Genomic DNA, 23173 nt, shown 5'->3' on the forward strand with positions numbered 1-23173 from the left:
CCCAAGGGACTCCGGGGTAGGGGCCGTGGCGAGGAGGTGAGGCGATGCGCGCGCTCACGTTCGTGCCGGGCGGCAAGGGCACGCTGGAGGTGCGGGAGGTGCCCGACCCCGAGCCGCGCCAGGGCGAGCTGCTCGTCCAGGGGCTCGCTCTGGGGATCTGCGGGACCGACAGGGAGCTGGAGCAGGGCGACTACGGCTGGCCGCCACCTGGCGAGGAGCGACTGATCATCGGGCACGAGTCGCTCGGCCGGGTGCTGCGGGCCCCCGACGGCTCCGCGTTCTCGCCCGGTGACCTGGTGGTGGGCGTCGTCCGCCGGCCCGACCCCGAGCCGTGCGGCGCGTGCCGGCGCGGCGAGTTCGACATGTGCCGCAACGGCCGCTACACCGAGCGGGGCATCAAGGAGCTGGACGGCTTCGGCAGCGAGCGGTGGACGATCGAGGCCGCCTACGCCGTCCGCGTCGATCCCGCGCTGGACACCCTCGGCGTGCTGGTGGAGCCCGCCTCCGTGGTCGCCAAGGCATGGGAGCAGATCGAGCGCATCGGCGCCAGGGCGTGGTTCGAGCCGCGCACGCTGCTGGTGACGGGCGCCGGGCCGATCGGGCTGCTGGCGGCGCTGTTCGGCCGGCAGCGCGGGCTGGAGACGCACGTGCTCGACCGGTCACCGCCGGGGCTCAAGTCGAGCCTCGTGGAGGAGCTGGGAGGCATCTACCATTCGTCCTCGACGCTGGAGGACTTCCAGCAGGCCAAGCCGGACATCATCATCGAGTGCACGGGCGCGGGGCAGCTCGTCATCGACTCGCTCACGACCACCGCGGCGGTGGGCATCGTGTGCCTGTGCGGGCTGGCTCCCGGCGGGCGCGCGCACCGCGTGGACGCGGGCGTCATCAACCGGGACATCGTGCTGGAGAACGACGTGGTCTTCGGAACGGTCAACGCGAACCTGCGGCACTTCCGCGCGGCGGCCGAGGCGCTGGCGCGGGCCGACCGGGGGTGGCTGGAGCGGCTCATCACCCGGCGGGTGCCGCTGACGCGGGCGCTGGAGGCGTTCGAGCCGGCCAAGGACGTCAAGGCGGTGATCGACCTGACGGCCTAGCCCTCGTCGTACGGCCTGCGCCGCCTCGGGGCGTGCTCGGCGGCGGAACCGGAACCGGCGGGCACCCGCGGACGCGCGGGACGCGCGGGCGCCGCGCCCTGCGCCTTGGCGGGCTGGGGCCGGGCGGGCTTGGAAGGTGCGGGCTGGGAAGGAGCGGGCCTGGGTTGCGGCCTGGCGGGCTTGCGCTCGGCGCCCTTGGCGGCTCCCTCGCCCGCGAACGGGTTCCTGGGAGACGGGACGCGCTGGATGTCAGGGGCGCTGGAAGGGCGGCGGCCGAGCCACGGCCACACGAGGCGGCGATGCGTGCCGCGGCGGCGGGTGACGCGCAGCGAGAGGATGATCGTCGTCAGCACCATCACGGCCAGTAACGCGGGCGGCGTGCCTAAGATGTCGAAGGGCGAGCCGTGCCCGGTCTGCGTCCGCGGCGGCGAGACGAAGGGCTGCTCGGTCGAGCGGATCTCCTCCTCGTCGGCCTTGGCCTTGACCAGGCGCGGGATGCCGTAGCCCACGACCTTGTCGGTCTCTCTGGTCTTGCGTTTGAGCCAGACGCGATCGACGTTCGCCTCGATGGTGTGGATCTTCTTGCCGGCCACCCGCTCGACGACGCCGACGTGGTCGATGCCCTTGTAGCTCTTGCCGCCGCGCCAGTCGAAGAAGACCAGCGCGCCCGGCTCAGGACGCTGGCTCCACGCGTCCTTCTGGATGAACCAGGCCGCGTGAGAGGGCGTCCAGGCGAACTCCCCGACGTAGTCGGAGACGCCGGCCTTGTCCGCGGCCCAGGCGAGGAACATGTCGCACCACGGCGCGTCGCGGTATTGGGTGTCCTGGACACGATCGGCGTACCACTGGCCGAACTTGGTGAACTGGCCGCTCTTCTCCTTGTATCCGAGTTCCTGTCGCACCGTCTTCAGCAGCTTGTCGGCGATCGGGTCCAGCGTGACTCCTCCAAGAAAACCGGCGAATCACGATGGACTGTAGTAGCGCCATCGAGAATGCGCGCGGGTCACCTCGAAAGTGTCACCCTATGAGCCGAAATTTCGGTTGTGTTACTGCTGATGCTGATGAGACGGGCTACTACGTGATTTAGGAGCCGGCGCCCACACGGTAGACGGTCACGTCCCCCGCGCCCGGCGCCACGACGTCGGCCACGATCACGGTGACGTTGTCGGGCGAGCCGCCCTCGTTGGCGAGGTCGATGAGCCGCTGGACGGCCGCCGCCGGGTCTGCCACATTGGTCAGCACCTCGTGCAGGACCTCGGGCCCGAGCACGGTCGTGAGCCCGTCGGAGCAGAGGAGGTAGCGGTCATCAGGCTCGGCTTCGCGCAGCGCCATGTCGGGCTCCGCCCGTCCCTCGCTGCCCAGCACGCGCAGCACCATCGACCGCCGGGGGTGCACGGCGGCCTGGTCCTCCGTGATGCGCCCTTCGTCCACCATCGACTGCACAAGTGTGTGATCCTTGGTCATCTGGTAGAGAGCGCCATCGCGAAGCAGATATCCGCGGGAGTCACCGAGATGAGCCAGGGCGAAGCGGTAGCCGTCCCAGAGCATGGCGGTCACCGTGGTCCCCATCCCCCTGCGAGCGGGGTCGATGTCGGCCAGCTCGACCAGCCTGCGTGCCGCCTCGTGCACGGCGCCCTCCAGGGCTGCCTCGAGGTCGGCGCCCGTCTCGGGAAGCGTGGCATCCAGCTCGCGCATGACGGCGATCGCCGCCGAGCTCGCCAGCTCGCCGGCCGCGTGTCCACCCATCCCGTCAGCCACCACGAGCAACCGGCCGCTCGCGTAGCCAGAATCCTCGTTCTGCTCCCTGCGGCGGCCCACATCTGATCCGGCGGCATAGCGGATGTTGTGCTTCATACCCTGCAGTAAATCATTGGTTGAAAGACTTCACAAGCAGATGCGCTGAAGACTCGTTGTGAACTACTGTGGGCTCCATGAGCCACGACCCGACCGTCAACGCCGGGGACATCGCCCGGCTCGCCGGCGTCGGGCGGGCCGCGGTGAGCAACTGGCGCCGTCGCCACGACGACTTCCCCCAGCCCATCGGCGGCACCGCCAACCAGCCGCTGTTCTCGCTGCGGCAGGTCGAGTCATGGCTGCGTCGCTATGGGAAGTCCTACCAGGTCTCCCTGGGAGATCGGGCGTGGCAACGCCTGAAAGCCGCCGGAGATTTGCGGCTGGGCGAGCTGGTGGCCCGCGCGGGAGCGCTGCTGACCGGCGCGGCCCACGCCGCCGGCGACGGCCGGACTGACGCCCCCGGCCAGGAAACCGCAGGTCATCCGGGGGCGCTCGATCCCGAGCTGACCGGGCTCATCCTGGAGCTGGGTAAGGAGCTGGGGCCGCTGCGTGCGTACGAGTTCCTCTGCGAGCGTTATCTCGAGGCCCACTCGCGCCAGCTCTCGGTCACCCGCGACGACGTCGCCGCGCTCATGGTCCGGCTGGCCGGCGCCGACGGCGCCACCGTGCTCGACCCCGCGTGCGGCGTCGGCACGCTGCTGCTGGCCTCCAGCCGCGCGGGCCGCATCCTCGGCCAGGAGCTCAGCGAGACCTCCGCCGCCATCGCCGCCTCCCGGCTGCGGCTGCGCGGCGTCGAGGCCACGATCGTGGCCGGCGACTCCATGCGGCGCGACGGCTTCGCCGGCGAGCGCGCCGACGCGGTGGTGTGCGACCCGCCGTTCAACGAGCGGGCCTGGGGTTATGAGGAGCTGACCGGCGACCCCCGCTGGGAGTACGGCCTGCCGCCCAGGGGCGAGCCCGAGCTGGCCTGGGTTCAGCACTGCCTCACCCACGTCAAGCCGCGCGGACTGGTGGCCATCCTGATGCCGCCGGCCGCCGCCAGCCGCAAGGCGGGCCGCCGCATCAGGGCCAACCTGCTGCGCGCGGGCGCCCTGCGGGCCGTCGTGGCGCTGCCCGGCAGCGACCTGTGGCTGTTGCGCCGCCCGGCCGCCGGTGAGCGCCCGCCGTCGGAGGTGCTGATCCTCGACGCCACGGCCGACCTGTCGGCGGTGGAGCCGGCCTGGCAGGCGTACGTGGAGGACCGTTCCGACCAGACCGTCCGCATCATCGACCTGCTGGCCGACGAGGTCGACATGACCCCGGCCAGGCACCAGCGGCGCGACGACGTGGGCCGGGCCTTCGCCGAGGCCCGCGACCGCTTCCTGGCCGCCACGGCGGTCCCGCCGGACCTGAAGGTGCTGGAGCAGCCGCTCGACCAGCCCGCCACGACGCTCGGCGACCTCATCAAGGAGGGCCTGGTCACCACCTCGCAGGCGCCGCCCAAAATGGCCGCCGACGGGGGCGACATCCCGGTGCTGACCTCCGACGACCTGCTCAACGGCGGCTCGCCGTCCGGCTCGACCACGATGCAGCAGGGCCTGGTGCCGATCAGGGCGGGCGACGTCGTGGCCTCCTACTCCGCCGTCCGCGTGATCGCCGACGGCGGGGCGGTGCTCGGACCGCACCTGACGCTCTATCGCGTGGACGGGCGCCGGCTCGACCCCGACTTCCTCGCCGGGTTCCTGCGGGCCGCGGGCGGGCGGGTGACGACCGGCTCCAGCAGGTTCGACGTGCGCCGCACCCGGCTGCCCCGGCTGTCGCTGAAGGAGCAGAAGGCGTACGGCGCGGCGTTCCGTCAGCTGGCCGTGCTGGAGGACGCCATCCGCGAGACCTCGACGCTGGGGCAGACGCTGATCCGGCTGGGCCTCGACGGCCTCGCCGACGGCCACCTGCACCCGCAGTCCTGACGGTGTAGTTTTCTCCGGAAGGCTGCGGGAGAGGGGGTTTATGGTCATCGGTGACCGCTACGAGCTCGACGACCTCCCTCTCGGGCAAGGCGGCATGGGCGCCGTCTACGCGGGCCATGACCGCCACCTCGACCGCAGGGTGGCGGTGAAGCTGCTGCGCCTGCCCAGCGGCCCCGATCACGAGCTGGAGCGCCGCTTCATCAGGGAGGCGCGGATCCTCGCCAGGCTGGAGCATCCCGGCGCTCCCGTGCTCTACGACTTCGGCACCCACGAACAGCGGCTCTACCAGGTGATGCAGTTCATCGAGGGCGTCACCGTGGCCGATCTGGTGCACGAGCACGGGCCGCTGCCGGTGCCGTGGGCGGCGGCGATCGCGGCGCAGGCGTGCGCGGTGCTGTCGGCGGCCCACGCGCTGTCGATCTGCCATCGCGACCTCAAGCCGACCAACCTCATGCTCTGCCCCGACGGCAGCGTGAAGGTGCTGGACTTCGGCCTGGCGATGCTCAGGGAGTCCGATGTGACGACGTTCACCAGGATCGGGCAGATCCTGGGCACACCGGCGTACATGGCGCCCGAGCAGATCCAGCACGGCGTCACCGAGCCGCGCAGCGACCTCTACTCCCTCGGCTGCGTGCTGCACGAGATGCTCTCGGGACGACAGCTCTTCACCGGGCCGACCGACTACGTCGTCTTCGAGAAGCAGGTCAAGGAGCGCCCGCCGGACATCCCCGGGCTGCCCGAGCCGCTGGGCGCGCTGCTGGCGCAGCTGCTGGAGAAGCAGCCCGCCGACCGCCCCGCCGACGCCGACGAACTGTACGAGCGCCTCGACCCCTTCGCGGTGGCGCTGCCCATGCTGCCCGGCTTCCTCACCACGGCGCCGAGCCCCGGCCGCATGTACGCCCGCATGGCCGGCCGCGCGCTCACCGGCTGAACCGGTTCCTCTTCCGCACCACCTCGGGAAACAGCCTCTGATCACGTGAGATCGCGCTCTCACGGATAACGCATTCGTTATGTAACTCCCGTTGACAGAGCCCTGTGAGCACCGCGAATCTTCTGAGAGAGCGCTCTCTCACCCAACCCCTTTGCAAGAGACCCAGGAGGGTTTCGATGGCCCCTCGCATCCATCGGCTCGGCCTGCCCCTGCTCACCGCGTCCGTCCTCGCCCTGGCGACGGCCTGTGGCGGAGGCGGCGACGGCACCGCGGCCGAGTCGAGCGCCAAGCCCGGCGAGAAGATCAAGCTGACCGTCGACCTGTTCGGCGACTTCGGCTTCCAGCCGCTCTACGAGGAATACAAGAAGACGCACCCGAACATCGAGATCGTCGAGAACGTCACCCAGTTCAACGACCACCACAGCAACCTGGTCAAGCGGCTGGCGACCAACGCGGGCGCGGGAGACGTCGCCGCGGTCGAGGTCGGCTACATCAGCACCTTCACCGCCCAGCCCGGCAAGTTCGTCGACCTCAAGCAGTACGGCCTCGACAAGCGCCAGCCGGAGTACCTCGGCTGGAAGTGGCAGCAGGGCCTGTCCAAGGACGGCTCGCAGGTCCTCGGCCTCGGCACCGACGTCGGCGGCCTGGCCATGTGCTACCGCAAGGACCTGTTCAAGAAGGCCGGGCTGCCCGACGACCGCGAGAAGGTCTCGGCGCTCTGGCCGACCTGGGAGGAGTACATCGCGACCGGTAAGAAGTTCGCCGCGGCGAACGTGGCCGGCGCCAAGTTCGTGGACTCGCCGGGTGAGATCTTCCGTGCGATGGTCAACCAGGCCCCCGTCGGCCTGTACGACGACCAGGACACCATCATTGTCGAGTCCAACCCCGACGTGAAGAAGGCCTGGGACCTGTCGAACCAGATCACCCAGGAGGGCCTGACCGCCAAGCTGGCCGCCTTCTCCCCGCCGTGGAACACCGGCTTCGCCAAGGGCTCGTTCGCCACGATCATCTGCCCGGCCTGGATGACCGGCTTCATCCAGGAGCAGGCCAAGGACTCGGCCGGCAAGTGGGACATCGCGGCGGTGCCGGGCGGTTCGGGCAACAGCGGCGGCTCGCACCTCATGGTGCCGAAGCAGAGCAAGCACCCGAAGGAGGCGGCCGAGCTGATCGACTTCCTCACCTCCAAGGAGAACCAGGCCAAGGTCTTCAAGGAGGAGGGCACGTTCCCGTCGATCCCCTCGCTGTACGACGACCCGTCGATCCAGACCTTCACCAAGCCGTTCTTCGGTGACGCCCCCATCGGCAAGATCTACTCCGACGCCGCCAAGGCGCTCAAGCCGCAGCACCTCGGCCCGAAGGAGGCCGACGTGCGCACCGCCATCGGCAACGGGCTCGGCCGCGTCGAGCAGGGCAAGCAGACGCCGGACGAGGCGTGGGCGCAGGTGCTCGAGGACGTCAAGAAGATCAAATGAGCTCCCTTCCTCTCGCGGTCACGCAGAGGCGTAGGCGCAGCGTGCGGCACACCCTCGACGTGAGGGTGTCGCCGTACGCCTACGTGGCCCCCTTCTTCCTGCTGTTCTGCGCCTTCGGGCTCTTCCCGCTGGTCTACACGGCCTGGGTGAGCCTGCACGAGTGGACGTTGCTGTCGGAGACGCAGGAGTTCATCGGCCTCGGCAACTATTCGACGCTGCTGGCCGACTCCTACTTCTGGAACGCCACCTTCAACACCCTGTCCATCGGGATCCTGTCCACCGTGCCGCAGCTCGCGCTGGCCATCTGGCTCGCGCACCTGCTGAACCGGCGGCTGCGGTTGCAGACGTTGTTCAGGGTCGCGCTGCTGCTGCCGAACGTCACCAGCGTGGTCGCGGTGGTCGTGATCTTCAGCCAGCTTTTCGGCCGCGACTTCGGCATGATCAACTGGATCCTGTCCTGGTTCGGGGTCGGCCAGATCGACTGGGCGGCGGGCACGGCCAGCTCGCACGTCGCACTCTCGGTGATGATCATGTGGCGCTGGACCGGGTACAACGCGCTGATCTTCCTCGCGGCCATGCAGGCCGTACCGCGCGATCTGTACGAGGCCGCCACCCTCGACGGCGCGAGCAGCTTCACCCAGCTCCGCCGCATCACCATCCCCATGATCCGGCCGACGATCATCTTCGTGGTCATCGTCTCGACGATCGGCGCGATGCAGATCATCGCCGAGCCGATGCTGTTCGGGCAGAGCAGCGGCGGCGGTGGCGGCATCGCCACGGGCGGGCCCGACCGGCAGTTCCAGACGCTGGCGCTGTTCGTCTACGAGCAGGGCTTCGCGAACGCGACGTTCGACTTCGGGTACGCCTCCGCGGCCTCCTGGCTGATGTTCGTGGCCGTGGTGGTCGTCGCCGGCATCAACTTCCTCCTCACCCGTCGCGTGAAGGGCGGTCTGCTGTGAGGCTGCGTTACCTGACCCTGATCGCGGTGGCCTTCTTCTCCGCCTTCCCGCTCTACTACAGCGTCGTGGTGGCCTCCCGGCACAACTCGGCGCTGGCCGAGGTGCCGCCGCCGCTGCTGCCCGGCGGCAACTTCTTCGCCAACGTGGCGCGCGTCTTCGACACCGTGCCGTTCGGGCTGGCGCTGCTCAACTCGGTGATCGTGGCCGGCTCGATCTCGATCGCGGTGATGTTCTTCTCGACGCTGGCCGGGTTCGCCTTCGCCAAGCTGAGTTTCAGGGGCAGGAACATCATGCTGGTGATCACGGTCGCGACCATGATGGTCCCGGCGCAGCTCGGCATCATCCCGCTCTACATGCTCATGGTGAAGCTGGAGTGGACCGGCACGAACTACGCGCTCATCGTGCCCGCGCTGGTCAACGCGTTCGGCGTGTTCTTCATGACGCAGTACCTCCAGCGCGCCCTGCCCACCGAGCTGCTGGAGGCCGGGCGGGTGGACGGCTGCACGACGTGGCGGCTGTTCTGGCACGTCGTGCTGCCCACCGCGCGGCCGGCGGCGGCGGTGCTGGGCATGCTGACGTTCATGTCGGCCTGGAACGACTACTTCTGGCCGCTGGTCGTGCTCACCCCGGACAACCCGACCGTCCAGGTGGCGCTGTCGACCCTGGCCAGCGGTTACGTCAACGACTATGTGCTCGGCCTGGCGGGCACCGCGATCGGCACGCTGCCGCTCGTGGCGGTCTTCGCCCTGTTCGGCAAGCAAATCATCGGCGGAATCATGCAAGGAGCTGTTAAGGGATGATCTTTCCCGAGGACTTCGTCTGGGGAGCCGCCACGGCCTCCTATCAGATCGAGGGGGCGGTCAAGGAGGACGGACGGGGCCAGTCGATCTGGGACATCTTCTCCCACACCCCCGGGAAGGTGGCCGACGGCGACACCGGCGACGTGGCCTGCGATCACTATCACCGCTATCGCGACGACATCGCCCTGATGCGCGAGCTGCGGCTGGCGGCCTACCGGTTCTCGGTGGCCTGGCCGCGCATCCAGCCCGACGGCGAGGGCGAGATCAACCCGCGCGGCCTGGCCTTCTACGACAGGCTCGTGGACGAGCTGCTCACCTCCGGCATTTCGCCTTATGTCACGCTTTATCACTGGGATCTCCCCCAAGCCCTGGAGGACCGGGGCGGCTGGACGAACCGCGACACCGCGTACCGGTTCGCCGACTACGCCCAGGCCGTCCACGACAAGCTCGGCGACCGCGTCACCGACTGGGCCACGCTCAACGAGCCCTGGGTGGCCGCGTTCCTCGGCTACGGCAACGGCGTGCACGCCCCGGGCCGCCGCGATCCTGGCGAGGCGCTGCGCTCGGCCCACCACCTGCTGCTCGGCCACGGCCTCGCGGCCAGGCGGCTGCGCGAGTCCGGCGCGGGCAGCATCATGCTCGTCGTCAACTCCGCGCCCGTGCTCACCCCGGCCCAGGTCAACGACCCGTCGGCGGTGGCGGGCGAGGCCGACGCGGCGGCGGCCCGGCGCATCCACGCGCTGCTGACCCGGCAGTTCCTCGACCCGGCGGTGTACGGGACGTACCCGGAGGAGGTGCTCGCGGCGGCGGAGCGCAACGGCGGCACCGCGCACATCCAGGACGGCGACCTGGAGCTGATCAACGCGCCGCTCGACCTGATCGGCATCAACTACTACAACCCGTGCGTCGTGGAGGCGGGCCCCGGGCTGCCGGCCGACGCCGCCTGGCCGGGCTCGGAGGGCGTCAGGTTCGCCCCCGCCGACGCGCCCACCACCGCCATGGGCTGGCCGATCGTCCCCGACGGCCTGTCCCGCCTGCTGGTCCGGCTCTCCAAGGACTATCCGCAGGTCGGCCTCATGGTCACCGAGAACGGCGCGGCCTTCGACGACGTCGTCGAGGACGGCAGGGTGCACGACGACGACCGGGTGGCGTACCTGGACGGGCACCTGCGCGAGGTGCACCGGGCCATCGAGGCGGGCGCCGACCTGCGCGGATACCTGGTGTGGTCGCTGCTCGACAACTTCGAGTGGGCCGAGGGCTACCGGCGGCGCTTCGGCATCGTGCACGTGGACTACGCGACGCAGGAGCGGATGCCCAAGGACAGCGCGCTCTGGTACAGGGACGTCATCGTCAGGAACGGCCTGTAGATTTTTACCGTGCTCTCCCTTCGTGTGCAGTCATGAGACGCCCGACCCTGGAGGCGGTCGCCGCCCGGGCGGGTGTCTCGCGGGCCACCGCCTCCCGCGTCGTCAACGGGCAGACCACGGTCGCGCCCGACATCCGCGACGCCGTGCTGCGCGCGATCGACGAGCTGGGCTACGTCCCCAACTCGGCCGCGCGCAGCCTCGTCACCCAGCGCACCGACTCGGTCGCCCTGGTCGTGAGCGAGCCCGGCAACCGGGTCTTCTCCGAGGACCCGATGTTCTCCACCGCCATCAGGTCGGCCTCGGTGGAGCTGGAGGCGGTCAACAAGCAGGTCGTGCTCATGCTGGTGTCCTCGCCCAAAAGCCACGCCCGGGTGGAGCGCTACATCTCCGGCGGCCACGTCGACGGCGTGATGCTGCTGTCCATGCACGGCGCCGACCCGCTGCCGTCGGCCCTGTCGCGGCTGCGGGTGCCGGTGGTCTCCTACGGGCGGCCCGCCGTGCCGGTCGAGATCCCGTTCGTCGACAACGACAACGTCGGCGGGGCTGAGTCGGGGGTGCGCCACCTGGTCGAGACCGGGCGGCGCAGGATCGCCACCATCGCGGGGCCGCAGGACATGATCGCCGGGCAGGATCGGCTGACCGGCTACCGCAACGTGCTGCGCGACTCCGACCGGCGCTCCATCGTCGCGGTCGGCGACTTCACCCGCGAGTCGGGGGCCATCGCGATGCGGCAGCTCCTGCGCGACGACCCCGCGCTCGATGCGGTGTTCGTCGCCAACGACCTGATGGCGGTGGGCGCGCTGCAGTCGCTGCGCCAGGCCGGGCGGCGGGTGCCCGACGACGTGGCGGTGGTCGGGTTCGACGACATCGAGGCGGCCAAATACACCGAACCGCCGCTGACCACGCTGCGCCACCCGATCGCGGAGCAGGCGGCGGCCATGGTGCGGCTGCTGCTCAACCTGTTCGAGGGCGGCCCCACCGCCCCGGTCATCCTGCCCACGGAGCTGGTCGTCCGGGAGTCGGCCTGACGTGGGCGGACCCGAGGTCCTGCACGGGATCTCTTGTGCACCCGCCGGAGGCTGACGTGGCCGCGCCGGTGTCCGCCCGTGCGGCCGTGGCGGCGGCCGTCGCGGTGGCCGAGGAGCACGGGGTGCGGGTGCGGGAGCCGGTGGTGCTCAACGACTCGTTCAACGTGCGCGTCCATCTGCGGCCTGCGCCCGTCGTGGCGCGGGTGCCCACGGTCACCGCGCTCGGGCGGGCGCGGCCGGAGAAGGCGCTGGCGCGCGAGCTCGACGTCGTGTCGTTCCTCGCCGGGGCGGGCGCGCCGGTGGTGCCGCCCAGTGACCTGCTGCCGGCCGGGCCGCACGTACGCGACGGGGTGACGCTGTCCTTCTGGGCGTACGCCGAGCACGAGCCGGACCACGTGCCGACGCCCGCCACGTTCGGCGGGATGCTGGCCGAGCTGCACGCCGCCCTGCGCACTCACCCCGGCGGGCTGCCGCTGCTCGGGCCCGTGCTGGACGAGCCGCTGCGGCTGCTCGACCTGCTCGCGGGCACGGTCGAGCCCGACGTCCTGGCCCGGCTGCGCGAGGCGCACGCCGACCTGGCGCGGCGGCTGGACGGCGTGGCGGCGACCGCGCAGGCCGTGCACGGCGACGCGCATCCCGGCAACCTGCTGGCCACGCCGGACGGCCTGCGGTGGAACGACTTCGAGGAGTGCATGGCCGGGCCCGTCGGCTGGGACCTGGCGTGCCTGCTGCGGACGACGCGGATGGACGGCAGGGCCGCCGTCCGCGCCTACGGCGCCGACCCCGGCGATCCCGTGCTGCGGACGTGCCTGGCTGCCCGCGGCCTGCAGGGCACGCTGTGGGTGCTGGTCAGGGCCTTGCGCTTCCCCGAACGCGCGGGCGCGGCCCGCGCGGCGCTGGACGCCTGGCTGGCCGACCCGACCGGCGCCACCCGCTGACCGTCAGACGCGGAAGACGCGGAGCTGGAGTGCCAGGGTCGTGTAGTAGCCGACCAGGGTGGTCAGCTCGAACAGCTCGCGTTCCCCCAGCACCGCGTACTCCTCGTCGTCCAGGTCGCCCTTGGTGACCAGGGCGCGGGCGACGCGGAGCACGGCCCGCTCCCCCGGGTCGTCCAGCTCGGGGGTGTCGCCGGCGCGCAGGGCGGCCAGTTGCTCCTCGGCGAAGCCCAGGTCGCGGGCGATCGGCTCGTGGGCGGACTGCTCGAACGCGCTGTCCTGGTGCCCGGCCACCACCAGGATCGCCAGCTCCCTGGCCCGGTCGGTGAGCGTGGAGCGGTAGCGGATGGCCGCCCCGAGCCGCTGCAGCGGGTCGCCGACCGGCGGGCTGAGCAGCATGGCGTTGAACGGCCCGGTGAGCCCGCCGTGCTCGTCCACCATGAACCGGCCGCGCGGCCCCGAGGTGATGCCGTCGTAGAGCGTCTTCGCCTCGGGGTCGAGTTCGTGCGGTGGGGTGCGTCGCAGGCGTGCCATGCCGCGATCGTAACGGGCCCCTTCGGTCAGGAGGGGGTCACCCAGACCGTGGTGTCGGCGGGCAGCAGGCCGTCGTCCAGCGGGCCGCTGGACAGCAGCACGCGGCCCTCGGGAAGCGGCACCGGGGCGGCGCTCAGGTTCGTGACGCTGGTCAGGCCCGAGTCGCGGGTGAAGGCCAGCACCTCCTCCCCCATCGGCAGCCAGGTCAGCGTCCCGTCACCGAGCAGCTCGCGGCGGATGCCGAGCGCCGAACGGTAGAGGTTGAGCATCGAGCCGAGGTCCGTACGCTGCGCCTCGGCGGTCAGCTTGCGCCAGCTCTCCGGCTGCGGCAGCCACGGCGTGCCCGTGCCGAACCCGAACGGCGGCTCGTCCCCCGACCAGGGCAGCGGGATGCGGCAGCCGTCGCGGCCCGGGTTCGTGCCGCCCGAGCGGGCGTACATCGGGTCCTGGCGCACCTCGTCCGGCAGGTACTCCACCTCGGGCAGCCCCAGCTCCTCGCCCTGGTAGACGTAGACGGAGCCGGGCAGCGCCATCGCGAGCAGCGCGGCGGCGCGGGCGCGGCGGTAGCCGAGCTCCAGGTCCGTCGGGCTGCCGTGCAGGGCGCCGCCGTGGGCGAACGAGGTGTCGGCGCGGCCGTACCTGGTGACCGGCCTGGTCACGTCGTGGTTGGAGAGCACCCACGTCGGCGGGGCGCCGATCGGGGTGTGCGTGGCCAGCGTCAGGTCGATGGACCTGCGCAGGTCGCGCGGGTCCCACGCGCAGGACAGGAAGTCGAAGTTGAAGGCGGTGTGCAGCTCGTCGGGGCGCAGGTAGCGGGCGAAGCGCTCCTGGTCGGGCAGCCAGACCTCGCCGATGAGGATGCGTTCGCCGTACTCGTCGGCCACCTCGCGCCAGCGGCGGTAGACGTCGTGGACCTCGTCGAGATCCTCGTACGCCGTGTCCGACTTGATGAGCAGCGCCGCCGAGTCGATGCGGAAGCCGTCCACCCCGCGCTCGAACCAGAACCGCAGCACGTCCTCGAACTCCCGGTGTACCTCGGGGTTCGTCCAGTTGAGGTCGGGCTGCTCGGGGGCGAACAGGTGCAAATACCACTGCCCGTCGGGCACCTGCGTCCAGGCCGGGCCGCCGAAGATCGACTGCCAGTCGTTGAGCGGCTCGTCGGCGAACCAGAACCGGTCGCGCGCCGCCGGGTCCGCCAGCGCCTCCTTGAACCAGGCGCTCTCGGTCGAGCTGTGGTTGGGCACCACGTCGATGATGACCTTGATGTCGAGGTCGTGCGCCTCCTCGATGAACCGTTCGGCCTCGTCCAGCGTCCCGAAGACCGGCTCGATGTCGCGGTAGTCGGCAACGTCGTAGCCGCCGTCGGCCATCGGCGACGGATACCACGGGTTGAGCCAGATGGCGTCGATCCCGAGCTCTTTCAGGTACGGCAGGCGGGAGCGCAGGCCGGCGAGATCGCCGACGCCGTCACCGTTCCCGTCGGCGAAACTCCGCAGGTAGACCTGGTAGATCGCGGCCCCCCGCCACCACGTTTGCGACATGCGCTCATCCCTTGATGCTTCCGGCGGTCAGGCCCGCCATGATGTGCCGTTGGAAGATGAAGAAAACGATGACCATGGGGATGCTGGTGATCAGCAGTCCTCCCATGACCTGGTTCTGGGTGACGGCTCCGGCCGTCTGCGACAGGCCCACGCTGATCGTCATCTTGTCGCTGTCCGTCATGACCAGCAGCGGCCAGACGAAGTCCTTGAACGAGGTGACGATCGTGAAGATGGAGACCACACCCAGGATGGGCCGGGAGACCGGCAGGACCACAGAACGCAGGATCCGCACCGCCCCCGCCCCGTCGATCTGCGCCGCCTCGATCAGCTCCCTGGGGATCGAGTCGAAGAAGCGCTTGAGCAGGAAGATGTTGAAGCCGTTGGCGGCGGCCGGCAGCCACAGCGCCCACGGGTTGTTGAGCAGGCCGAGGTCGACGACCGTGACGTACAGCGGGATCAGCACCACCATCGCCGGGATCATCAGCGTGGCGAGCATCATGCCGAGGATGACGTTGCCGAACATCGGCCGCAGCTTCGACAGCGCGTACGCCGCCGACACGTCCACGGCCATGCAGACCACCCAGCCGCCGAGCGAGTAGTAGGCGGTGTTGGCCAGGAGCGTCCCGATGTCGAACAGGTCCCACGCCTCGAAGAACGCCTCGGGCGACGGGTCGGCGGGGAAGAGCGTGGGCGGCATCTGCGCCAGTTCCTCGGGCGTCTTCAGCGCGCCGGTCGCCATCCAGTACAGCGGGAAGACGAACGCCAGCGTGAACAGCACGAGCACCGCGACCAGCACCAGCCAGTAGATGCGCCGGCCCCACCTGCTGTTGAGCTGGTGCGGCGAGACGATCGTGCGGAACTGCACCTCGATCGGCTTCGGCGCGCGCTTCCTGCCCCGGGCGCGGCGGGCGGCCGCCCCGGCTCCGACAGAGATCACGCCTTGTCCTCCCTGGTCAGACGGAGCTGGAAGGCGGCGAAGACGAGCAGCACGAGCATCAGCATCATGCCGAGCGCCCCCGCCGAGCCGTAGTCCTGCAACGTGAAGGCGTTCTGGAACATCAGGTACGCCACCGTGACCGTCGCGTTCTCCGGCCCGCCGCCGGTCAGCATGTACGGCTCGATGAACACCTGCATGGTGGCCACGATCTGCAGCATCAGCATGAGCAGCAGGATCAGCCGGGTCTGCGGGATCGTGACGTGCCTGATCCGCTTCCAGATGCCGGCGCCGTCGAGCTCGGCCGCCTCGTACAGCTCGGGCGGTATGTTCTGCAGCGCGGCCAGGTAGATCAGCGTCGCGCTGCCCATGTTCATCCAGGTCGAGACGATGACCAGGGAGATCAGCGCGGTGGAGGAGCTGTCGAGCCAGGCGAGGCCGGGCAGGCCGAAGAAGTCGAGCACCTGGTTGAACAGCCCGGGCCCCGGGTCGTAGAACCACCGGAACAGCAGCACCGCCACGATCGGCGGCAGCATGACCGGCAGGTAGACCACGAACCGCAGGTAGGCCCGGGCGTGGCGCAGCTCGTTCAGGACGAGCGCGACGACGAACGGCACGGCGTAGCCGCACAGCAGGGCGAGGAGCGTGAACTCCAGGGTGTTGAGCCAGGCTTCGCCGAAGGCCGGATCGAGGAAGGCCGTCGTGAAGTTCTGCAGCCCGACCCAGATCGGCTCGTTGATCAGGTCGGTCTTCTGGAAGCTCAGGATGAACTCCCTGACCATGGGATACCAGGCGAACACCGTGAAGCAGAACAGCGCCGCGCACAAGAACCCGTAGGCCGTCAGGTTGCGCCTCAAGATCTGCATGGAGGTCAACCCTTGGCCGCCAGCAGCGAGTTCACCTTCGACTCGGCGTCGGCGAGCAGCTGGTCGATGTCGGCGTCCTTACGGCTGAGCACGCCCGACATCGGCACGTCGAGGACGGCGTACAGCTCCTGGGCGTGCGCCGGCTCGGCCTTGGGCGGGACGGTGCCGGCGGCCTTGACGTAGGAGTCGTAGTTGGCGACCGGCAGGGTCGCGTTCTTCACCCGGTCCTCCTGGAGCGCCTGGCCGGTGGGCGAGTCGCCGTACACCGCGTTGTCGGGCACGCCGACCGGGTTGCCGATGCTCTTGCCGCGGGCGAAGTCGAAGCGGCCCTTGCCGACGGTGTTGTAGCGGAAGTCGAGCCACTCGAGCGCGGCCTTGGCCTCCTCAGGGGTCGCCTTCGGGTTGATCATGAACGCCTCGCCGCCGCTCAGCGACGCCTTGGCCTCGGGGAAGCCGGTGATGCCGTAGTCGTCGACGTTGCCCTTGAACTTGGTGACGACGTCGGTCACGACGTCGGGGGCGCCGAGCATCATGCCGACCTTGCCGCTGCCCATGGCGACCATCAGCGACTCCCAGCCGACCAGGAGCCTGGTGCCCATGCTGTCGTCCGCCCAGCGCATGTCGTGCAGCGTCTGCAGCACGGCCTTGCCCTCGGGCGAGTTGAAGGCGGCGCTCTTGCCGTCGGGGGTCAGGACGTCGCCGCCGCGGCCGTAGAGCGCCTGGGTGAAGTGCCAGCCGCCGGTGTTGCCGCCGGAGTACTCGCCGTAGCCGATGTGGCCGGCGCCCAGCCCGGCGATCTTCTTCGCGGCCTCGCGCACCTCGGCCCAGGTCTGGGGCGGGGCGTCGGGGTCGAGCCCGGCCTTGGTGAACAGCGCGCGGTTGTAGACCAGGCCCACGCTGTAGTGCACGTTGGGGACGCCGTAGACCTTGCCGTCCTTGGTGAGCAGCTCCTTGTGGTCGGCGCGCAGGTCGTTCCAGTTCTTGATCAGGCTCGTGTACGGCGTGATGTCGAGCGCCTGGCCCTTGGAGATCACGTCGGCGTAGTTCGTCATCGGCACCATGAACGCCGTCTCCATCTGGCCGCCCGCCAGCTTGGGTCCGAACGTCTTGGGGTCGAAGCACGGCTGCTGGTCCGTGCTCTTGACCGTCACGCCGGGGTGTTCCTTCATGAACGTCGCCACGTCGTCGTCCCACGCCTGGCGTTCCTTGGGCGCGGACTTCGCCGGCTGGCAGGCCACCGTGATCGACACGGCCTTGGCGCCGCCGGCGGACGGGGTGGCGGGCTCGCCGCCGGAGCCGCATGCGGTGGCCGTGAGGCTCAGCGCGGTTACGAGCAGGAGTCCGGTGGATCTCTGCATGGTCTGACCCTTCTTGATGCGAGGTGCCCACACCATAGGTTCCTCGACCGAAGGGCGCAAGATTTCGACTTCAAGTTGCAAGATAACGACTGCATCACATGGCAGGTCAGTCCTTGGCGCGGGCCGTGGAGGCGCGGACGACCAGCTCGGGCTCGAACAGCAGCTCGTCGGCCGGGACGACGGCCTTGTCGATCTGCGCGACCAGCAGGTCCACCGCCGCCCGCCCCATGGCGTCGATGGGCTGACGGACGGTGGTGAGCGGCGGCTCTGTGCAGTTCATCAGGGCCGAGTCGTCGAAGCCGATGACCGAGATGTCGGCGGGCACGGCGAGCCCCGCACGGCGCGCGGCGCGTACGGTGCCGAGCGCGAGCAGGTCGCTGGCGCAGACGACGCCGGTGACGCCGCGCCTGACCAGCCGCGCGGCGGCGGCGTGCCCGCCTTCGAGCGAGAACATGGTGTGCTCGACCAGCTCGGCGTCGCCGCCGGACGCGAGGAACGTCTCCAGCTTGCGCCGCGACGGCATGTGGTCCTTCGGCCCGAGCACCATGCCGATGCGCTCGTGGCCGAGGGCTCGCAGGTGGGCGACGGCCATCTCGGCGGCCACCACGTCGTCGCAGGAGACCTGGGGGAAGTCGAGGCGCTCGACGGCGGCGTTGACCAGCACGGTGGGCAGCTTGCGCTCGTGCAGCAGCTCGTAGTGACCGTGGGAGGCGTCGGCCTGGGCGTACAGGCCGCCGGCGAAGACGACGCCGCTGACCTGCTGCTGGAGCAGGAGATCGACGTAGTCGGCCTCGGAGACGCCGCCGACCGTGCGGGTGCACAGCACCGAGGTGAACCCCTGCTGGGCCAGCGCCCCGCCGACGACCTCGGCGAAGGCGGGGAAGATCGGGTTCTGCAGCTCGGGGAGCACCAGGCCGACCAGCCTGGCGCGGTCGCCGCGCAGCTGGGTGGGGCGTTCGTAGCCGAGCACGTCGAGCGCCGTCAGCACCGCCTCGCGGGTCGCGTCGGACACCCCGGGCTTGCCGTTGAGCACGCGGCTCACGGTCGCCTCGCTCACTCCGACTTTCTTGGCCACCTCTGCGAGTCGTCGAGTCATGCGCAAACTATACGGCCTTCAGCGCAAGCGCTTGCAACGGCTTACGTAGACCGTACGTCGTGCGTTGCGCGGCCCTCACGGCGGCTTCACGCCTGTGCTGGTGCGCTGACCAGCGCGGCTTGGCGGAATTCGACAGCGTGAGTCAGTCCATCGTTTGCGCAATGTCGTCGAAATATTGCGGCCACCTGCTCGACATCTTATGGTTCGGCCATCCGCCCCACCCTCGAAGGGCCACCCCTCATGAGAGCACTGTTAGCCGCCCTCACGTTACTCACCGGGCTCCTCGTCGTCCCCCATCCGGCCGCTCAAGCCGCTTCTGAGAGCAACCTCGCCGCCGGCCGGCCCGCCACCGCCAGCAGCCACACCGACGTCTACCGGCCCGCCAACGTCACCGACGGCGACCAGGCCACCTACTGGGAGTCGGCCGGAAACGCCTTCCCCCAGTGGATCCAGGTCGACCTCGGCGCCACGGCCGCCCTCTCCCGCCTGGTGCTCAAGCTCCCCGGCGGCTGGCCGAACCGTACGCAGACGCTCGCCGTCCAGACCGGCACGAACGGCACCACCTTCACCACCGTCGTGCCCCAGACGACCTACGCCGTCAACCCCGCCACCACGATCACCCTCCCCGCCGGCACGACCGCCCGCCACGTGCGGCTGCACATCACGGCCAACAGCGGCTGGCCCGCCGGGCAGCTCTCCGAGCTGGAGGTCTGGGGCACCGCTCCCGACACCCCGCAGGACGGCGCCAACCTCGCGCTCGGCAAGCCGATGACCGCGTCGTCGCACACGCACACGTACGCCGCCGCGAACGCAGGCGACGACAACCTCAGCACCTACTGGGAGAGCGCCGCCTACCCGGCCACCCTCACCGCCCAGCTCGGCGCCGACGCCACGCTGACCTCCGTCACCCTCAAGCTCAACCCCGACGCCGTCTGGGCCCGCCGCACCCAGACGCTCACCGTCCAGGGCCGCGTCCAGGGCGCCACCGCCTTCACCACCCTCGTCCCCCAGGCCGCCTACACCTTCGACCCGGCCACCGGCAACAGCGTCACGATCCCGGTGAGCGGACGGGCGGCCGACGTCCGCCTCCAGGTCACGGCCAACACGGGCGCGCCCGGCGGGCAGATCGCCGAGTTCCAGATCTTCGGCACGCCCGCGCCCAACCCCGACCTCACCATCACCGGCCTGACCTCCTCGCCCGCCTCGCCGGTCGAGACCGACGACGTGCGGCTGTCGGCGACGGTCAGGAACGCGGGCAGCACCGGCTCCGCCGCGACCTCCGTGACCTTCTACGCGGGCGACACCAAGGTCGGCACCGCCGCCGTGGGCGCGCTGGCCGCCGGGGCCTCCGCGACCGTGTCGGCGGACATCGGCGCGCGGGAAGCGGGGACGTACGAGCTGTCGGCCAAGGTGGACGAGGACGGCGAGGTCCCCGAGCAGAACGAGGCCAACAACACCGCCACAGGCACCCTCACGGTCCGGCCGGTCGACACGGCCGACCTCATCGCCTCCCCCGTCTCCTGGACGCCGGGCAACCCGGCGGCGGGCGGCACGGTGACGTTCTCGGTCGCCGTCAAGAACCAGGGCACCGTCGCCTCCGGCGGCGGCTCCCACGGCATCACGCTCACCGTCGCCGACGCGTCGGGCACCGTCGTCAGGACGCTGACCGGCTCCGTGAGCGGCACGATCGCCCCCGGCGCCACCACGAGCCCCGTCAACCTGGGCACGTGGACGGCGGCCGACGGCAGGTACACGGTCAGGACCGTGCTCGCCGCCGACGCCAACGAGCTGCCGGTCAAGCGGGACAACAACACCAGCACGCTGCCGCTGTTCGTCGGGCGGGGGGCGAACATGCCGTACGACACGTACGAGGCCGAGGACGCGGCCATCGGCGGCGGCGCCATCCGCGTCGGCCCCAGCAGGGAGATCGGCACGATCGCCGGCGAGGCGTCGGGACGACGGGCGGTGACGCTCGGCCAGACCGGCGCGTACGTCGAGTTCACCGCGAAGGCCCCGACGAACACCCTGGTCACCCGCTTCTCGATCCCCGACGCGCCGGGCGGAGGCGGCATCGACACCACGCTCAACGTCTACGTGGACGGCACGTTCCGCAAGGCCATCCCCCTGACCTCGCGTCACGCCTGGTTGTACGGCCCCGAGGACAGCCCGACCAACAACCCGGGCGCCGGCCCGCCCCGCCACATCTACGACGAGGCGAACCTGATGCTCGGCACGACCGTCCCGGCGGGGAGCAAGATCAGGTTGCAGAAGGACGCGGCCAACTCCTCGACGTACGCGATCGACTTCGTGGACTTCGAGCAGGTCGCGCAGGTGCCCAACCCGGATCCGGCGAAGTACGCCGTACCGGCCGGCTTCACCCACCAGGACGTGCAGAACGCGCTGGACCGCGCCCGCATGGACACCGACCTCACCGGCGTCTACCTCCCCGCGGGCGACTACCAGACGAGCAGCAAGTTCCAGGTGTACGGCAAGGCGATCAAGGTCGTCGGGGCGGGACCGTGGTTCACCCGCTTCCACGCGCCCGCCGGGCAGCAGAACACCGACGTCGGCTTCCGCGCGGACGCCACCGCGAACGGCTCGTCGTTCACCGGCTTCGCCTACTTCGGCAACTACGTGGACCGCATCAACGGCCCCGGCAAGGTCTTCGACCTCACCAACGTCGCGAACCTCACCATCGACGACATCTGGGTCGAGCATCAGGTCTGCCTGTTGTGGGGCACGAACGTGGACAACCTGACCATCAAGAACTCCAGGATCAGGAACGTGTTCGCCGACGGCCTGAACCTCACCAACGGCAGCACCGGCAACCGCGTCAGCAACATCGAGACCAGGTCCACGGGCGACGACAGCTTCGCGCTGTTCTCGGCCACCGACAACAACCCGGGTGAGCAGTTCGGCAACGTCTACGAGAACCTGACCTCGCTGCTGACCTGGCGGGCGGCCGGCCTCGCGGTGTACGGCGGCTACGACAACACCTTCAGGAACATTTACGTGGCGGACACGCTCGTGTACTCCGGCGTCACGATCTCCTCGCTGGACTTCGGCTACCCGATGCACGGCTTCGGCGCCGGCCCGCCCACGCGGTTCGACAACATCTCGCTGGTCAGGGCGGGCGGTCACTTCTGGGGGCAGCAGACGTTCCCGGCGATGTGGCTGTTCTCCTCCTCGAAGGTGTTCCAGGGCATCCGCGTCAGCAACCTGGACATCGTGGACCCGACGTACAGCGGGATCATGTTCCAGACCGGCTACCAGAACCCGAGCACGCCGCTCAACCCCGTGCAGGACACGGTCTTCACGAACGTGTCGATCAGCGGGGCCAGGAAGAGCGGTGACGCCTTCGACGCCAAGTCCGGCTTCGGGATCTGGGTGAACGAGCTGCCCGAGCCCGGTCAGGGCCCGGCGATCGGGTCGGCCACCTTCAACAACCTGCGCTTCAGCGACAACCACCAGAACGTCAGGAACACGACCTCGACGTTCACCCTCACCATCGACTAGAGCTCGGCCCTGGTGGGCATGCCCTGCCAGTCGCTCACGCTGGTCACCGCGGCGGCGCTCAGCAGCGCCCCGCGGTGCAGGCGTTCCTGCGGGGTGAGGCCGTCGAGCGCGGCGCTGATGTAGCCGGCGGCGAACGCCTCGCCCGCGCCACAGGTGTCCACGATCGGCACCTGCCAGCCCTGGACGTCGTAGCGCATGCGGTCGGCGCGCACGCTCGCGCCCTTCGCGCCCCGGTCCACGATGACCTCGCGCTCGGGGGTGAGCGCGGGCTTGACCAGGTCCAGCTCGTCCTGGCGGAGGAAGAGCAGGTGGGAGGCGCGGGCCAGCTCGCCGAGCACCTCTTCCGCCTCGCGTACGGACGGCCACAGCTCGGGGACGTACTCGACGGCGAAGGAGATCATCACCCCGGCGTTGCGCGCCGCGTTGACGGCCGTGCGCACGGCTTCGAGCGGGTCCCTGCCCAGAGCGGCGGTGATGCCGGTCACGTGCACCATCTTCGCGGCGCCGATCCGGTCGATCGGGACGTTGCCCGGCGCGAGCAGCGAGCCCGCCGAGCCCGCGCGGTAGTGGGAGACGCCTGTCGGCCTGGCCACGCGGGTGTCGCGGAGCAGCATCCCCGTACGCGTGCCGGCCACCACCCGCGTGTCGGCGACGTCCACGCCCTCGCCCCGCAGCACGGTCAGCGCCCTGGCGCCCAGCTCGTCCTCGCCGACCTTGCCCAGGTAGGCGCAGTCGTGGCCGAGCCTGGCGAGTGCGACGGCGAGGGTGAACTCGGGACCGCAGACGTCCAGCCTGGCCTCGCTCTCATGGCGGACTCTGCCGCTGGAGACGACGCCCAGTGGCTCTCCCAGGGTGTAGACGTCCGTCATGGCGCCAGAGCGTAGTCGATCACGTGTCCTAAATCCCATTTTTCCGCATAAGTCCTGGTTAAACCTTGATCGAATTTTTTTCGGAACTTTGGCCCAACCTTTTCCCGATCCCGTGCCTCAAAGTAGTAGAGGG

At 70.2% G+C, this 23173-nt stretch carries 19 protein-coding genes; 10 read left to right on the plus strand and 9 right to left on the minus strand.

Going from position 1 to position 23173, the window contains the following annotated elements:
* The first annotated feature begins 44 nt into the window (after window positions 1–44).
* The gene (locus ACFFR3_RS02745) at window positions 45–1094 is read left to right on the plus strand and encodes a glucose 1-dehydrogenase (protein ID WP_345397381.1); all 1050 of its coding nucleotides are present in this window, start codon (window positions 45–47) and stop codon (window positions 1092–1094) included.
* On the opposite strand, the gene ACFFR3_RS02750 is transcribed toward ACFFR3_RS02745, so the two are convergent.
* A complete protein-coding gene (locus ACFFR3_RS02750; protein ID WP_345397378.1) occupies window positions 1091–1996 on the minus strand; it encodes a CHAP domain-containing protein in 906 nt (301 codons plus the stop codon). The genes ACFFR3_RS02745 and ACFFR3_RS02750 overlap by 4 nt on opposite strands.
* 181 nt (window positions 1997–2177) lie before the next feature.
* On the minus strand, window positions 2178–2948 hold the full coding sequence (locus tag ACFFR3_RS02755) for a PP2C family protein-serine/threonine phosphatase (RefSeq protein WP_355411898.1): 771 nt from the start codon (window positions 2946–2948) through the stop codon (window positions 2178–2180).
* A 77-nt stretch (window positions 2949–3025) separates the two neighbouring features.
* Between ACFFR3_RS02755 and ACFFR3_RS02760 the strand changes: the two genes are divergently transcribed.
* From ACFFR3_RS02760 to ACFFR3_RS02795, 8 genes are all read left to right on the plus strand, one after another.
* The gene (locus ACFFR3_RS02760; protein ID WP_379482531.1) at window positions 3026–4834 is read left to right on the plus strand and encodes an N-6 DNA methylase; all 1809 of its coding nucleotides are present in this window, start codon (window positions 3026–3028) and stop codon (window positions 4832–4834) included.
* A gap of 40 nt (window positions 4835–4874) precedes the next feature.
* Complete coding sequence (locus tag ACFFR3_RS02765) at window positions 4875–5765, plus strand: serine/threonine-protein kinase (RefSeq protein ID WP_345397369.1); 891 nt, start codon at window positions 4875–4877, stop codon at window positions 5763–5765.
* Window positions 5766–5941: 176 nt separating this feature from the next.
* Window positions 5942–7237 (plus strand): ABC transporter substrate-binding protein, encoded by a 1296-nt coding sequence (locus ACFFR3_RS02770; protein ID WP_379482532.1) that lies wholly within the window; start codon window positions 5942–5944, stop codon window positions 7235–7237.
* Window positions 7234–8196 (plus strand): carbohydrate ABC transporter permease, encoded by a 963-nt coding sequence (locus ACFFR3_RS02775; RefSeq protein ID WP_364378977.1) that lies wholly within the window; start codon window positions 7234–7236, stop codon window positions 8194–8196. The genes ACFFR3_RS02770 and ACFFR3_RS02775 overlap by 4 nt, the downstream gene beginning before the upstream one ends.
* The gene (locus tag ACFFR3_RS02780) at window positions 8193–8996 is read left to right on the plus strand and encodes a carbohydrate ABC transporter permease (RefSeq protein ID WP_345397360.1); all 804 of its coding nucleotides are present in this window, start codon (window positions 8193–8195) and stop codon (window positions 8994–8996) included. The genes ACFFR3_RS02775 and ACFFR3_RS02780 overlap by 4 nt, the downstream gene beginning before the upstream one ends.
* A complete protein-coding gene (locus ACFFR3_RS02785) occupies window positions 8993–10363 on the plus strand; it encodes a GH1 family beta-glucosidase (protein WP_379482533.1) in 1371 nt (456 codons plus the stop codon). The genes ACFFR3_RS02780 and ACFFR3_RS02785 overlap by 4 nt, the downstream gene beginning before the upstream one ends.
* A 32-nt stretch (window positions 10364–10395) precedes the next feature.
* The gene (locus ACFFR3_RS02790) at window positions 10396–11391 is read left to right on the plus strand and encodes a LacI family DNA-binding transcriptional regulator (protein ID WP_345409582.1); all 996 of its coding nucleotides are present in this window, start codon (window positions 10396–10398) and stop codon (window positions 11389–11391) included.
* A gap of 56 nt (window positions 11392–11447) precedes the next feature.
* A complete protein-coding gene (locus ACFFR3_RS02795) occupies window positions 11448–12329 on the plus strand; it encodes a phosphotransferase (protein ID WP_345397354.1) in 882 nt (293 codons plus the stop codon).
* A gap of 3 nt (window positions 12330–12332) precedes the next feature.
* On the opposite strand, the gene ACFFR3_RS02800 is transcribed toward ACFFR3_RS02795, so the two are convergent.
* The 6 genes from ACFFR3_RS02800 to ACFFR3_RS02825 form a co-directional block, all read right to left on the minus strand.
* A complete protein-coding gene (locus ACFFR3_RS02800) occupies window positions 12333–12860 on the minus strand; it encodes a carboxymuconolactone decarboxylase family protein (RefSeq protein WP_345397351.1) in 528 nt (175 codons plus the stop codon).
* 26 nt (window positions 12861–12886) lie between these two features.
* A complete protein-coding gene (locus tag ACFFR3_RS02805; RefSeq protein ID WP_379482534.1) occupies window positions 12887–14401 on the minus strand; it encodes a glycoside hydrolase family 13 protein in 1515 nt (504 codons plus the stop codon).
* Between the two features lie 4 nt (window positions 14402–14405).
* A complete protein-coding gene (locus tag ACFFR3_RS02810) occupies window positions 14406–15338 on the minus strand; it encodes a carbohydrate ABC transporter permease (protein ID WP_364378994.1) in 933 nt (310 codons plus the stop codon).
* Window positions 15335–16201 carry a carbohydrate ABC transporter permease gene (locus ACFFR3_RS02815; protein ID WP_364378997.1) on the minus strand — a complete coding sequence of 289 codons (867 nt, stop codon included), beginning with the start codon at window positions 16199–16201 and terminating at the stop codon, window positions 15335–15337. The genes ACFFR3_RS02810 and ACFFR3_RS02815 overlap by 4 nt, the downstream gene beginning before the upstream one ends.
* A 5-nt stretch (window positions 16202–16206) precedes the next feature.
* Window positions 16207–17559 carry an ABC transporter substrate-binding protein gene (locus tag ACFFR3_RS02820; protein ID WP_379482535.1) on the minus strand — a complete coding sequence of 451 codons (1353 nt, stop codon included), beginning with the start codon at window positions 17557–17559 and terminating at the stop codon, window positions 16207–16209.
* Between the two features lie 106 nt (window positions 17560–17665).
* Window positions 17666–18655, minus strand: coding sequence for a LacI family DNA-binding transcriptional regulator (locus ACFFR3_RS02825; protein WP_345397336.1), 990 nt, complete (start codon window positions 18653–18655; stop codon window positions 17666–17668).
* A 240-nt stretch (window positions 18656–18895) separates the two neighbouring features.
* Here ACFFR3_RS02825 and ACFFR3_RS02830 point away from each other — a divergent pair, with 240 nt between their 5' ends.
* A complete protein-coding gene (locus ACFFR3_RS02830) occupies window positions 18896–22171 on the plus strand; it encodes a discoidin domain-containing protein (RefSeq protein ID WP_379482536.1) in 3276 nt (1091 codons plus the stop codon).
* On the opposite strand, the gene ACFFR3_RS02835 is transcribed toward ACFFR3_RS02830, so the two are convergent.
* Window positions 22168–23040 carry a sugar kinase gene (locus ACFFR3_RS02835; protein ID WP_355411865.1) on the minus strand — a complete coding sequence of 291 codons (873 nt, stop codon included), beginning with the start codon at window positions 23038–23040 and terminating at the stop codon, window positions 22168–22170. The genes ACFFR3_RS02830 and ACFFR3_RS02835 overlap by 4 nt on opposite strands.
* Window positions 23041–23173: the final 133 nt, after the last annotated feature.

It is taken from the genome of Nonomuraea salmonea (assembly GCF_042428605.1).
Classification (GTDB): Bacteria; Actinomycetota; Actinomycetes; order Streptosporangiales; family Streptosporangiaceae; genus Nonomuraea; species Nonomuraea salmonea.

Bases quoted from the DNA above. Each gene is read 5' to 3' on its own strand.
- ACFFR3_RS02745 (WP_345397381.1), top strand. From the start codon at position 45: ATGCGCGCGCTCACGTTCGTGCCGGGCGGCAAGGGCACGCTGGAGGTG.
- ACFFR3_RS02755 (WP_355411898.1), bottom strand. From the start codon at position 2,948: ATGAAGCACAACATCCGCTATGCCGCCGGATCAGATGTGGGCCGCCGC.
- ACFFR3_RS02760 (WP_379482531.1), top strand. From the start codon at position 3,026: ATGAGCCACGACCCGACCGTCAACGCCGGGGACATCGCCCGGCTCGCC.
- ACFFR3_RS02765 (WP_345397369.1), top strand. From the start codon at position 4,875: ATGGTCATCGGTGACCGCTACGAGCTCGACGACCTCCCTCTCGGGCAA.
- ACFFR3_RS02770 (WP_379482532.1), top strand. From the start codon at position 5,942: ATGGCCCCTCGCATCCATCGGCTCGGCCTGCCCCTGCTCACCGCGTCC.
- ACFFR3_RS02775 (WP_364378977.1), top strand. From the start codon at position 7,234: ATGAGCTCCCTTCCTCTCGCGGTCACGCAGAGGCGTAGGCGCAGCGTG.
- ACFFR3_RS02785 (WP_379482533.1), top strand. From the start codon at position 8,993: ATGATCTTTCCCGAGGACTTCGTCTGGGGAGCCGCCACGGCCTCCTAT.
- ACFFR3_RS02790 (WP_345409582.1), top strand. From the start codon at position 10,396: ATGAGACGCCCGACCCTGGAGGCGGTCGCCGCCCGGGCGGGTGTCTCG.
- ACFFR3_RS02800 (WP_345397351.1), bottom strand. From the start codon at position 12,860: ATGGCACGCCTGCGACGCACCCCACCGCACGAACTCGACCCCGAGGCG.
- ACFFR3_RS02805 (WP_379482534.1), bottom strand. From the start codon at position 14,401: ATGTCGCAAACGTGGTGGCGGGGGGCCGCGATCTACCAGGTCTACCTG.
- ACFFR3_RS02815 (WP_364378997.1), bottom strand. From the start codon at position 16,201: ATGCAGATCTTGAGGCGCAACCTGACGGCCTACGGGTTCTTGTGCGCG.
- ACFFR3_RS02820 (WP_379482535.1), bottom strand. From the start codon at position 17,559: ATGCAGAGATCCACCGGACTCCTGCTCGTAACCGCGCTGAGCCTCACG.
- ACFFR3_RS02825 (WP_345397336.1), bottom strand. From the start codon at position 18,655: ATGACTCGACGACTCGCAGAGGTGGCCAAGAAAGTCGGAGTGAGCGAG.
- ACFFR3_RS02830 (WP_379482536.1), top strand. From the start codon at position 18,896: ATGAGAGCACTGTTAGCCGCCCTCACGTTACTCACCGGGCTCCTCGTC.
- ACFFR3_RS02835 (WP_355411865.1), bottom strand. From the start codon at position 23,040: ATGACGGACGTCTACACCCTGGGAGAGCCACTGGGCGTCGTCTCCAGC.